The sequence below is a fragment of the Halomonas sp. SCS19 genome (genome assembly GCF_040147015.1).
Taxonomy (GTDB): domain Bacteria; phylum Pseudomonadota; class Gammaproteobacteria; order Pseudomonadales; family Halomonadaceae; genus Halomonas; species Halomonas litopenaei.
Map to the genome: position 1 here is coordinate 3,935,727 of NZ_JAMSHN010000001.1, position 12,337 is coordinate 3,948,063.

8 protein-coding genes are annotated in these 12,337 nt (G+C 62.7%); 4 read left to right on the plus strand and 4 right to left on the minus strand.

All coding sequences use genetic code 11. The features are described 5' to 3' along the window. Nucleotides 1-59 precede the first annotated feature (59 nt). A complete protein-coding gene (locus NFH97_RS17105; RefSeq protein ID WP_349625218.1) occupies nucleotides 60-1,253 on the plus strand; it encodes a DegT/DnrJ/EryC1/StrS family aminotransferase in 1,194 nt (397 codons plus the stop codon). Nucleotides 1,254-1,597: 344 nt separating this feature from the next. Here the strand turns inward: NFH97_RS17105 and tviB are convergent, their stop codons facing one another. Together tviB and NFH97_RS17115 are read right to left on the minus strand one after the other, a co-directional pair. Further along, nucleotides 1,598-2,884: a Vi polysaccharide biosynthesis UDP-N-acetylglucosamine C-6 dehydrogenase TviB gene (gene tviB / locus NFH97_RS17110; protein WP_045993356.1), complete on the minus strand. Its 1,287-nt coding sequence runs from the start codon at nucleotides 2,882-2,884 to the stop codon at nucleotides 1,598-1,600. 36 nt (nucleotides 2,885-2,920) lie between these two features. Beyond that, nucleotides 2,921-4,648: a polysaccharide biosynthesis protein gene (locus NFH97_RS17115; protein ID WP_502878699.1), complete on the minus strand. Its 1,728-nt coding sequence runs from the start codon at nucleotides 4,646-4,648 to the stop codon at nucleotides 2,921-2,923. 852 nt (nucleotides 4,649-5,500) lie between these two features. Here NFH97_RS17115 and NFH97_RS17120 point away from each other — a divergent pair. Further along, a complete protein-coding gene (locus NFH97_RS17120) occupies nucleotides 5,501-6,514 on the plus strand; it encodes an NAD-dependent epimerase (RefSeq protein WP_108132848.1) in 1,014 nt (337 codons plus the stop codon). Nucleotides 6,515-6,517: 3 nt separating this feature from the next. After that, entirely contained in the window at nucleotides 6,518-7,792 is a 1,275-nt protein-coding gene (locus NFH97_RS17125) for an O-antigen ligase family protein (RefSeq protein WP_349625220.1), read from the plus strand. Between the two features lie 242 nt (nucleotides 7,793-8,034). On the opposite strand, the gene ppa is transcribed toward NFH97_RS17125, so the two are convergent. After that, the gene (ppa, locus tag NFH97_RS17130) at nucleotides 8,035-8,565 is read right to left on the minus strand and encodes an inorganic diphosphatase (protein WP_045993354.1); all 531 of its coding nucleotides are present in this window, start codon (nucleotides 8,563-8,565) and stop codon (nucleotides 8,035-8,037) included. Between the two features lie 302 nt (nucleotides 8,566-8,867). Here ppa and NFH97_RS17135 point away from each other — a divergent pair, with 302 nt between their 5' ends. After that, the gene (locus tag NFH97_RS17135; protein WP_124803706.1) at nucleotides 8,868-10,589 is read left to right on the plus strand and encodes a bifunctional protein-serine/threonine kinase/phosphatase; all 1,722 of its coding nucleotides are present in this window, start codon (nucleotides 8,868-8,870) and stop codon (nucleotides 10,587-10,589) included. A 400-nt stretch (nucleotides 10,590-10,989) separates the two neighbouring features. On the opposite strand, the gene NFH97_RS17140 is transcribed toward NFH97_RS17135, so the two are convergent. After that, nucleotides 10,990-12,249: a 6-phosphofructokinase gene (locus NFH97_RS17140; RefSeq protein WP_349625221.1), complete on the minus strand. Its 1,260-nt coding sequence runs from the start codon at nucleotides 12,247-12,249 to the stop codon at nucleotides 10,990-10,992. Nucleotides 12,250-12,337 lie beyond the last annotated feature (88 nt).

Here is a 12,337-nt window from a genome sequence, read left to right on the forward strand (position 1 = left end):
TTTTCAGACAAGCCCTAGCCGGTGGTACCCCGACAAGACCTCCGTAGAGAAAAGCCCCTATGCTCAATGGCCCCTTCGCACCCTGGCCCTGCTTCGATGAAGGCGACGCCGAGGCGGTATCGCGCGTGCTGCTGAGTCAACGCGTCAACTACTGGACCGGCGACGAGGGCCGCGAGTTCGAGCGCGAATTCGCCGCCTGGACAGGCGCCCAACACGCTGTCGCCGTAGCCAACGGCACCCTGGCGCTGGATCTGGCGCTTCATGCCCTGGATATCGGACCAGGGCACGAGGTGATCGTGACCCCCAGGACCTTCCTGGCGTCGGTGTCGGCCATCGTCAATGCGGGCGCTACCCCGGTGTTTGCCGACATCGAGCGTGACTCTCAGAACCTGTCGGTCGCCAGCGTCGAGGAGTGCCTGAGCCCACGCACCCGCGCCATCGTCGCCGTCCATCTGGCGGGCTGGCCCTGTGACATGGATGCTCTCGGTGAACTGGCGCAGACCTTTGGTCTTTCGATCATCGAGGACTGCGCCCAGGCACACGGTGCGCGCTATCGTGGCCGCAGCGTCGGCACCTTCGGTGATGTGGCGGCCTGGTCATTCTGTCAGGACAAGATCATGACCACCGGCGGGGAAGGGGGCATGGTCACCACCGACGACCCTGGGCTGCATCGGCGTATGTGGGCCTACAAGGACCACGGCAAGAGCTGGGAAGCGGTCCATGAGCGGGCCCACCCGCCGGGGTTCCGCTGGCTGCACGACAGTTTCGGTACCAATTGGCGGATGACCGAGATGCAGGCGGTGCTGGGAAGACGCCAGCTCGCGCGCATGGCTCAGTGGAGTCAGCGCCGCCGCGCCAATCTTTACGCCATTCTCGACGCCGCAGATCGCTGTCCGGGACTGCGGGCTCCGCGTCCGCCCGAACACATCGTCCATGCCGGCTACAAGGCCTATGTGTTTGTCCGTCCCGAACGCCTGGCCGAGGGCTGGAGCCGCGACGCCATCATGCAGTGTCTCAATGCCCAGGGAGTGCCCTGTTTCAGTGGCAGCTGCTCCGAGGTCTACCGGGAACGCGCCTTCGACAACACTCCCTGGCGCCCGTCGCGGCCGTTGCCGGTGGCCAGGGAGCTGGGAGAGACCAGCCTGATGCTGCTGATCCATCCGACCCTGACCGAGGAACAGATGGACAAGACCTGTCGGGTGCTCGAGGAGGTCATGGCGCGGGCAACGCAGCCTGCACTCTGTCCCGAGTGACGTTGTCGCTGTGGGGCTGTCGACGTCAGTCTGTTGAGCCTGTGGAACCTGTTGAGCGTGGCCGCGGCTACGCCTCTGGAAAAACCGCAATGGGCAGGGCCTTCGGGTCCTGCCCATTGCGTTTCTGGGGCACCAATTTCGCTGTCTGCCGGGCACCTATTGCGCCTGCACCGCCGCAGCGATTGGCCAGGCGGCAGCGGAAGGAAGGAAGGGAGGCAAGGCGATGGCCGCTGCAGATGCCCCAGGCGTGGCTACGGACGCTAGAGGCGCCGATACAGATGCCCAGGCGTAGCTAAGGATGCTAGAGGCGCAGATACAGATGTCCCCAGGCGCAGCTACAAAGGCTAGAGGCGCAGATCCGCCGCGCCCTTGGGCAGCAGATACTTGAGGTCATACAGCACGTGTTCCGGCTTGCCCCAGCCGCGGATTCGCTCGACCCCGATATCACGGAATTCGTGGTGAGCGACGGCGATGATGACGGCGTCGTAGGCGCCGGGTTCCGGTTCGTCGACAGGGCGAAGGCCAAAGGCGGCCACCGCCTCGTCACGGTCCACGTGGGGGTCGAGCACGTCCACCGCCACGTTGAACTCGCGCAGCTCGTCGATGATATCGATGACACGGGTATTGCGCAGGTCCGGGCAGTTCTCCTTGAACGTCAGGCCCATAATCAGTACCCGGGCATCCTGCACATGGATGCGTCGCTTGGCCAGGCACTTGATCAACTGATTGGCCACGTAGGCGCCCATGCCGTCATTGATACGGCGGCCGGACAGGATGACCTCGGGATGGTAGCCAACCTGCTGCGCCTTGTGGGTCAGATAGTAGGGGTCCACGCCGATGCAGTGCCCGCCCACCAGGCCAGGACGGAAGGGCAAGAAGTTCCATTTGGTGCCGGCGGCTTCCAGCACCTCTTCGGTGTCGATGCCCAGACGCTCGAAGATGATGGACAGCTCGTTGATCAAGGCGATGTTGACGTCGCGTTGGGTGTTCTCGATGACCTTGGCGGCCTCGGCCACGGTTATCGAGCTGGCCCGGAAGGTGCCGGCGGTGATGACCGAGGCGTAGAGCTCATCGACGAAGTTGGCGCTGGCCGGCGTCGAGCCGGAGGTCACCTTGCGGATGTTGGTGACCCGATGCTCGCGATCACCGGGATTGATGCGCTCGGGGCTGTAGCCGGCGAAGAAGTCGCGGTTGTAGCGCAACCCGGACAGCTTCTCGATGACCGGGATGCACTCGTCTTCGGTGGCGCCGGGGTAGACCGTCGACTCGAAGATCACGATATCACCCTTGGCAATCACCCTGCCCACCGTGGCACTGGCCCCCAGCAACGGTGTCAGGTCGGGATTATGCTGGGCGTCGATCGGGGTGGGGACCGTGACGATGTAGACATTGGCGTCGGCCAGCCTGGCCGGCTGATAGGTGAAACTCAGCAGCGGCGCCAGGTTCAGCTCGCCTGGTGTCACTTCTCGCGTGGTATCGATACCGTCGTGCAACTGAGCGATACGCTCGGCACTGATATCGAAGCCCAGAGTGGGGTAGCGCTTGCCGAATTCGACCGCCAGCGGCAGGCCGACATAGCCAAGCCCGATGACCGCGATGCGTGCCTTGTCCAGCGTCAGTGAATGTTCCATGGGGGCCTCGTGTCAGCAGAACCTGAGGGATCGGCGCTAGAGTGGCTTTGCCGCAAGCGCAAGGGGGGCAGGATTGGGGTCTGCGGCGCCAGCGAGTCGTCGTGTCGGTGAGGACGGCTGGGCCATGTGCTGGCGCCAGACAAGATCGGCGATACCCCCGGTAGGGCTGTAACCGGTGGGCGGCAGACGCAGCAGTTCCCTCACGCGCTCGAGTTCAGCGCTGTCCAGTGCCGAGCGCAGTTGCTCCAGGTAGGGGGCCAGTTGCGACCAGGACCAGTAGCCTTCGTTGGCGGTCATGATCCGAGGGTGCTCCGAGGGCTGGTCGTTCTGTCCGATCAGCAACTCCTCGTAGAGCTTTTCGCCGGGACGTAGTTGGGTGAAGACGATGTCGATCTCGCCATGGGGGTTGTCGGCCGTGCGAGGCTCCAGTCCCGACAGCCGAATCATCTGCCTGGCGAGATCGAGAATCTTCACCGGTTGCCCCATGTCCAGCACGAACACGTCTCCCCCCTGGCCCATGGCGCCTGCCTGTATGACCAGTTGCGCCGCTTCCGGGATGGTCATGAAGTAGCGGGTGATCTCGGGATGGGTCACGGTGACCGGGCCACCTTGTTGAATCTGGCGCCGGAACAGGGGAATCACCGAGCCGGAAGAACCCAGCACGTTGCCGAAGCGCACCATGCAGAAGCGGGTAGTCGACGATTGCTCTGCCAGCGCCTGACAGACCAGCTCGGCGAGGCGCTTGCTGGTGCCCATGACGTTGGTGGGGCGCACCGCCTTGTCGCTGGAAATCAGCACAAAGGTCGATACCCCACTGTCGATGGCCGCTCGCGCAGCGGCCAGGGTGCCAAAGGTATTGTTCTTGAGGCTTTCGACCATGTTGTGCTCGACCATGGGCACATGCTTGTAGGCGGCGGCATGGTAGATGGTGTCCACCTTGAAGCCCTGCAGGATGATGCGAAGACGCTTCTGATCCTGGATCGTGCCGAGAAATGGCTTCAGCTCAACAGCAAGGCTCAGGCTGTCCAGGAACCCCAGAAGCTCCTGTTCGATCTGGTACAGCGAGTACTCGCAGCTATCGAAGAGCAGCAGTTGGCGTGGACGTTGAGCCAGTATCTGTCGGCACAATTCCGACCCGATCGAGCCGCCGGCACCGGTCACCATGACCACCTGGTCGCGGATATTGGCGTCCATCAGATCCTGTCGCGGGGGGACCGGGTCACGGCCCAGCAGTTCTTCGACACTGACGTCACGAATATCTTCGATCTTCGCTCTGCCCTGCACCACATCATCCAGGCGTGGAATGGTCTGGATCGTGATATTGAGGGGTTCCAGTGACGCCACTATCTCCTGGCGACGTCTGCGTCTGGCACTGGGAATGGCGAGCAGGATCTTTTCGATGTTTAGGCGCTCGACCAGCTCTGCAATATGACGAGGAGAGTGGACCTCGAGACCTTCGACATGGGTACCCTCCATGCCGCGCCAGTCATCGACGAAGGCCACCGGGAGGTAGTCACTTCCCTGGCGAAGAGAGGCCACCAGCTTGCAGCCTGCAGAGCCCGCACCATAGATAAGCACCCTGGGCTTGTCCTTCATCAGACGATGCTGGTAGAGGCTTCTCAGGGCAAAACGCGTGCCGCCGGTCAGCAGCAGGCTGAGCAGGAAATAGTCGAAAAGGACACCTGCAGGAAGCGGGGAGAATATCGCGCGGCCAAGCAGGTCAAACACCAGCGTCGAGGTGGCGACGCCAATGAACAGGGTCACGATAGCGCGGCTTCCGACGTATCTGAGTACGGCGCGATAGAGGCCTAGCTTGATAAAGACGACCAGGGATATCGCCGTGACAAGTACGTTCAAGGCGTAGGCGGAAGGGGCGCGCACAAAAGCGCCAAAAAGCCCGTTGATAGCCATGGATACGACGAGGCTGGTCTCGATAAGCATGATATCGGCGACGAGCTGAAATATCCTTTTCTTGCGACGAGGGAGTCGCAAGGCGGCTTCGATCATGTTGCCCATGGTAGGGATCCCCTGCTTGGAAAATCGTCCATATTTTAGGATTTTGTTTGGACGACTGTGCTGTTTCCTCGTTGTCTGGATTGGCTTTGCGACGTGCTATTCCTTTCCTGCATCATATCTGCATTGAAATATTTAACCAGCGTCAAAAAACTCCTGTTGGTTGATGGTTTTGATAATTGGTTCACGAGATTTAGAGAAGTCATTTTTATGCGTGAAATTAGTGGTGTGCGTATGATGTGAGGGTATGAAATGAGTCACGTCATGGCGGCGAAATTCTTAGATGTCCAAGGGAAATGTGCTCCTCCTCCATTGAAGTCAATGCAAAGGTGTTGATAATGGCGGGTATGCAGGGGTTTCGTAAGATTTACTGTGCAGGAAGTTAAAAAGTGTGCAGTTGTAGTCTGTTGGTGGGAGGAGAAACGCGGTTGATTGATACGGCAAATATTATTAGAGACTTTGCCGTAGAGCATTATATATTGATCAGTCGTCGGACTAGTGAAGCCCTGTTGGTGTTCGGTTCAGGGCGCCTACAGTACGGCGGTCAAACGTGGCGAGAGTGCCGTGGACGGATCTTGCCAGCACCATGGGAGTAGGGAACAGATGAAGGTGCTTGTTACCGGGATGGCAGGGTTCATCGGCTCGACGCTGGCCGCACGTCTGGCCCGTGACGGGCTTGAGGTAGTCGGTGTGGACAACCTCAATGACTACTACGACGTGTCCTTGAAGAAAGCGCGGCTGGCACGTCTCGAAAAGCTGCAGAACGTACGTTTCGTGCGGCTGGATCTGGCCGATCGCGAGGGTGTCGACCGGCTGTTTGCCGACGAGCGCTTCGATCGTGTCGTGCACCTGGCGGCACAGGCGGGGGTAAGGTACTCCTTGACCCATCCCCACGCCTACGTGGATGCCAACCTGGTGGGGCATCTCAATGTGCTCGAAGGATGCCGGCACCAGCAGGTAGAGCACCTGCTCTATGCCTCGTCCAGCTCTGTCTACGGCATGAATCAGGTGGTGCCCTTCGCCACACGCGACAATGTCGACCATCCTGTCAGCCTCTACGCCGCGACCAAGAAGGCCAACGAACTGATGGCGCACACCTACTCCCACCTCTACGGATTGCCGACCACCGGACTCAGGTTCTTCACCGTCTATGGCCCCTGGGGGCGACCGGACATGGCGATGTTCCTGTTCACCAAGGCGATCCTCGAAGGTCGTCCGATCGACGTCTACAACCACGGGGAGATGTCGCGGGACTTTACCTATGTGGACGACATCGTCGAGGGCATCGTGCGCTTGCTGGAAGTGGTCCCCAGCGCGGACCCCGACGCCGGCGTGGTCGACGACTCACCGGATCGCAGCAGTGCACCCTACGCGCTTTACAACATCGGACACGGTAGCCCGGTGGGGCTGATGGACTTTATCCACGCCATCGAGGCGGCACTGGGGCGCAAGGCCGAGTACAACTTCCTGCCGATGCAACCGGGCGATGTTCCTCGGACCTGGGCCGACACCACTGCACTGTATCGCGCTACCGGCTATCAGCCGCGCATCGGGGTCGAGGAGGGCGCGGCTCGATTCGTGGACTGGTATCGCTCCTATCATGGCATCGTCGCCTGAGCCATGCGCACGCCGCCGGGTGTGGCAAGGCACTATCGAGGATGGCCGGCGCAGTCCTCGTCGGCCATCCAGGGGCTGGCACTGTTCGTCTTCCTGTCCAGTCTGCTGACGCTACCCTGGGCGTATCGGTTCACCGGAATGCTGCTGGTGTCACTGGCGGCGATGGCGGTGCTGGTGCGGCGCAGCCTTCCCCGGGACGCCGAGTCCCTTGCATGGGTGGCAATGCTGGCGCTTTTCGGCTGTCAGCTGGTGTTGGACGCGGGGCGTAGCGGGCCGCCCCTGGCGCGTTATAGCGTGCCGTCACTGCCCTGGTGGCCCTGGCTTGGGCTGCTTTTGTTATTGGCATGGCGTGCCAGGCCTCCCTCGCTTTACTGGTGGTGGCGCGGGATTACCCTGGGGGCGGTGCTATCCGGGCTGAAGGCGCTGTATGACCGACTGATCGAGGATGAGCGTCGGGCTGGCGATCTGATCAACGCCATTCCCTTCGGCAATCTCAGCCTGGTGCTCGGGGTGCTCAGCCTGGTGTGGTGGCTCGACAACGTCAGTGAAGGGCGGCGCGGCCTGTTCCTCTGGTGGGCGGCGCTGGGAGCGGTGATGGGGCTGCTTGGCTCGCTGCTGTCCGGCACCCGGGGCGGCTGGCTGACCCTGCCGCTGGTGATGCTGGTGCTGGTCCTGCGTCACGGCCGGCGGGCGCGCCTCTACTGGTCGACGCTTACACCCCGCCGGCGCTTCGCCATCCGGATGACCGCCACCCTGGCGATCGGCGTGGCGACCCTGGTGGCACTGCCTCGGCTGTTGGCACTGGCCGAGGATATCGTCCTGCTATGGCGCCAGGGGGCCGTCGACACCAACGCGGGCTTGCGCTGGCATCTGTGGGGCATCGCTGGCGATGCGTTCGTTGCCCGCCCCCTCTGGGGCTGGGGAGAGGATGGTCTGGTCGCCTGGCTCGAGACACTGGTCGTGGCGGGCCGGCTGCCCGAGGGCATGGCCGGAATCGGGTTCCAGCTTCACAGTGACGTGCTGGACACCGCCGCTCGACGTGGCCTTGCGGGGGTGGCGCTGCTGCTGCTGTTCTATGGGATTCCGTTGGCGAGTTTTGTGCGTCGCCTCGATCATGGCGATGGCCAGTGTCGTGTGCTCGCCCTGTCCGGCGCGCTGATCGTGGTGATGTATGCGGGGTTCGGCCTGACCCAGACGATGTTTCGTGACCCCCATACCTTCAGCGCCTATCTGGTGATGTGCACCGCCTGCTTTGCCCTGCTGAGAACGCGAGGCTGAACTCCCGGGCACTCGAGGACCGGAGCAGCAGCCGTTGATGCGCAGGCGGAAGGGCGCAGCGTCCAGCCCGCCAGACAGGCACAGCAACAGGCACAGCAACAGGCACAGCAACAGGCACAGCAACAGGCACAGCAACAGGCACAGCAAAAAGCCGCCCGAATCCGGGCGGCTTTTTTTGACGCTTCCCCAGGACCAGGCGTGGCCTGGGGAAGCAACCGTCGCTGGCGCGCCTGCGCCGAGGCTCAGGCCTTGGTGTAGGCGGCGGCGGACTTTTCGATGGCCTTGCGAGCGGCCTCGACACCTTCCCAGGATTCCACCTTGACCCACTTGCCCTTCTCGAGATCCTTGTAGTTCTCGAAGAAGTGGGCGATCTGCTGACGCAGCAGCTCGGGCAGGTCGGTGACCTCCTGAACATCGTCGTAGAGGCTGGACAGCTTGGGGTGCGGGACGCACACCAGCTTGGCGTCTTCGCCGGCTTCGTCGGTCATGTTGAGGATGCCCACCGGACGGGCGCGGATGACACTGCCGGGTGCGACGGGGTAGGGGGTGACCACCAGGGCATCCAGGGGGTCGCCGTCGTCTGCCAGGGTGTGCGGAATGAAGCCGTAGTTGGCCGGGTAGAACATCGGCGTCGCCATGAAGCGGTCGACGAGCAGGGCACCCATGTCCTTGTCAATTTCGTACTTCACCGGGGCGTGATTGGCGGGAATCTCGATGGCGACGAAGAGGTCGTTGGGGAGTTCCTTGCCGGCGGGGATGTTGTCGAAGTTCATGCTCGCGTCCTTCGTTGGGCGGATGTCCGCCTGGGCGGCGGAAAAAAATCCGTCGGATTATACGAACCCCGTGACGGGATTACCAATATGGTGGGCGTATCTTGACGCGCTGCAACAAGGCGCGCAAGACAACCATGGGACGAGACGGCGGGGTGAGGTGCCACCAAAGCACAGTAAACAAAGCCAAAGGCGACTTGTCAGGCATATCAGGGATTCGGTGTGTATCATACCGCCGGTGAAGGCGTCGGCCCCCTGGCCCACGTCTTGTCGCGTCATCAACGCTGGAGTCACAGGAGGTGATCTTGGCCACCGCACGTCTCGCTCTGAGTTATGGGCAAGCCTTTGTGGCGCCCGAACGCCATCGGCAGCGCAGTTCGATGTCGGTGCGCCTGCCGGAAGAGGGCGAGCCCAAGGGCGCCTGCGCGCTGATCAGCGATTCAGCCTCAGGCCATGCCCTGGCCAAGCAGGCGGGAGATCTCAGCGTGCGCGGATTTCTCAACGACTACTACGCGACTCCGGCGCACTGGACCATCAAGGCGTCGGCCCAGCGAGTGATGCGTGCGCTCAACGCCTGGTGTCATGGCATGACCCGCCAGATGGAGGACGGCAGCTATGTGTCGTCGTTGTCGACGGTGGTGTTCAAGGACCGTGGCGCGCACCTCTTTCATGTAGGTGACACCCTGGTGTTTCGGCTTCGGGGAGCCGAGTTCGAGCAGTTGAGCCGCGACCACGTCACCGACCTGGGGGGCTATCGCTACCCGGCCAGGGCGCTGGGCATGGATGTCGGCATCGACATCGACTATTCGGAGTGGCCGCTGAAGCAGGGGGACATCTTTCTGTTCACCACCCAAGGGGTGCGTGGGACCCTGATGCCCTCCGACTATGTGCGGCTGATTCGCGAAGATGCCAGTGACCTGGACGCGGCCTGTGAGCGCCTGGCCGAGGCGGCAAGCTCCAGGGCTCGTGAGCGGGGCTACGGCAGTGACCCCTTCTGCTTTCAACTGGTCCGGGTGGATGAACTGCCTGATGCGGCCAGCGACGCTCCCAGTCGGCTGTACGGGGATCTGCCGATTCCCCCCGAGCTTGCCGTGGGTGACCAGATCGACGGACTGGTGGTGGAAGCGGTGATGTCACGCACCGCCCACTCACGGGTCTACCGGGTGCGCGATGTGGATACCGAGCGGGTCTGTGTGCTCAAGGCGCCAAGTCCTGAACTGTCCAATCGAAACGCCTACCTGGAGCACTTCCTGCTTCAGCAGTGGGTGGTGGAGAGGGTTCACTCGCCCTTCGTGGTCAGCGTGGTCGAGCCTTCCCGGTCCCGCCGCCATCTCTACTACCTGATGCGGTACGTCGATGGCATGACCTTGAGCGAGTGGGTCGCGCGCTATCCGCGTGCCAGTCTCGGTCAACGACTCGACATCGCGCTGCAGCTGGGCAAGGCGCTGCAGGCGCTGCACCACCGTGACCTGATTCACCAGCAGGTTCATCCAGACAACGTCTTGATCGATGATCAGGGACGTGTGGTACTGACCGACTTCAGCGCCTGCCATCTGCGCGATGTCGATGGTCACCGGCGATCCCGCCGGCTGGTGGCCCAGGTGGGGCTCAATGAACACAGTGCGCCTGAATATGCCCTCGATGACGAGGTCGGCCGGCGCAGTGACCAGTACGCCCTGGCGTCCACGGTGTACTGGTTGATCAGCGGACGTCTGCCCTACGCGGTGCCGACCCATCAGCTGCGCAGTCATACCGATCTCGAGCAGTTGAGCTATCGTAGCGTGCGTCATTACCGGCCAGACGTCAGCGCGGAGCTAGACGAGGCCTTGAAACGCGCCCTGGACCCGCAGCGATCGCTGCGTTTTCGGCGCCTGTCGGAATTTCTCTATAGCGTGCGGCCTGGCCGTCAGCAGGTGTCTGAAGCCCCCAGTCGTTCGATCCGTGCCTGGAAGGAACCCGCCAACCTGTGGCAGGCCATCGCCGGACTGTTGCTGGTGTTGTTGATCCTGTCCTGGTGGCTACGCTAGGGCTTGTCTGAAAAGTGCCTGCACTCGGTAATACGGCGTTAAAAATCGGCTGGTGCGCCAGCCCGGTCAAAATGCTCATTTACACCCCGTAAACTGCGCTTTCTCACCGATTTTTGCCTTGTCTAACCTTCGCTCGTCGACTTTTCGGACAGCGCCTAGGGCTTGTCTGAAAAGTGCCTGCGCTCGTCGACTTATCGGAGAAATCCTGGGGCTTTGGTGATCCGTGGCGGGGCCCGTTGGTCTTCCTGGCACGCCTTGCGTCGTCAAACGAAAAGCCCCGAGGCCAGGCCTCGGGGCTTTTTTCATGCCGGCGTCGCGTCGGCTGCGTCTCGGTCGCGGTGCGTGCGTGATGCAGCGCCGGGCCGCAGCGAGCTGTGGCGCGTCTATGTTACAGACTGAGTTACAGGCTGAATGCCGGCAGACGCTTTTCCACCCGCGCGAGCTTGAGGCGCGCCATCTTCGGCAGGCCGTTCTCGAAGGGAGGGAAGTCCTCGCCCTGGATCAGCGGTGCCAGGTAGGCACGGCCGGCGTCGCTGATGCCGAAGCCATCCTCGCGGATGTACTCGCGCGGCATGAACTTCTCACGGTTGGCCACATCGGCCAGCGGTGCCGCCTCGATCTCCCAGCGGTAGGGGTTGTCGCTGACGCGCTTGATCGCCGGCATCTGGGCGTTGTGCCCCTCGAGCGCCAGTTCCACCGCCTTGACGCCCACCGCGTAGGCCTGCTCGACGTCGGTCTTGGCGCCAAGGTGGCGCGCGGCGCGCTGCAGGTAGTCGGCAACCGCCCAGTGGTACTTGTAGCCCAGGTCCTGCTTGACCATGCCGGCCAGGGTCGGGGCCACGCCGCCGAGCTGGCGGTGTCCGAAGGCGTCGGTGTTACCCGAGTCGGCGAGGAAGGTGCCGTCCTCGTAGCGTGCGCCCTCGGAAACCACGATCACGCAGTAGCCGTAGTGCTTGACCGCGTATTCCACACGCTCCATCACCTGGCGACGGTCGAAGGGAATCTCGGGGAAGATCACCAGGTGGGGTGGCTCACCCTCGCCCTGGCCGGCCAGGCCACCGGCACCGGCGATCCAGCCGGCGTGGCGACCCATGACCTCGAGCACGAACACCTTGGTGGAGGTGGCGCACATGGAGGCGATGTCCATGGAGGCCTCGAGGGTCGAGGTGGCGATGTACTTGGCCACGCTGCCGAAACCGGGGCTGTTGTCGGTGATCGGCAGGTCGTTGTCCACGGTCTTGGGCACGTGGATGGCGGTCAGCGGGTAGCCCATCTTCTCGGACAGCTGCGAGACCTTGAGGCAGGTGTCGGCGCTGTCGCCGCCGCCGTTGTAGAAGAAGTAGCGGATATCGTGAGCCTTGAACACCTCGATCAGGCGCTCGTACTGGGTGCGATGGCTCTCGATGTCCTTGAGCTTGTAGCGACAGGAACCGAAGGCACCGCCGGGCGTGTGGCGCAGGGCGGCGATGGTGTCATCGGACTCCTGGCTTACGTCGATCAGGTCCTCGGTCAGGGCGCCGATGATACCGTTGTGGCCGGCGTAGACCTTGCCGATGCGATCACTGTTCTGGCGGCAGGTCTCGATGACGCCGCAGGCGCTGGCGTTGATCACGGCGGTGACGCCGCCGGACTGGGCGTAGAAGGCGTTGTGCTGGGCCATGGGGCGTGGGGCTCCTGGTTCTGGATCGTGAATACGGTGAAACGAACAACGTCCCCACGCGGCGTGGCGAAGGGAAAGGATCGGTGGG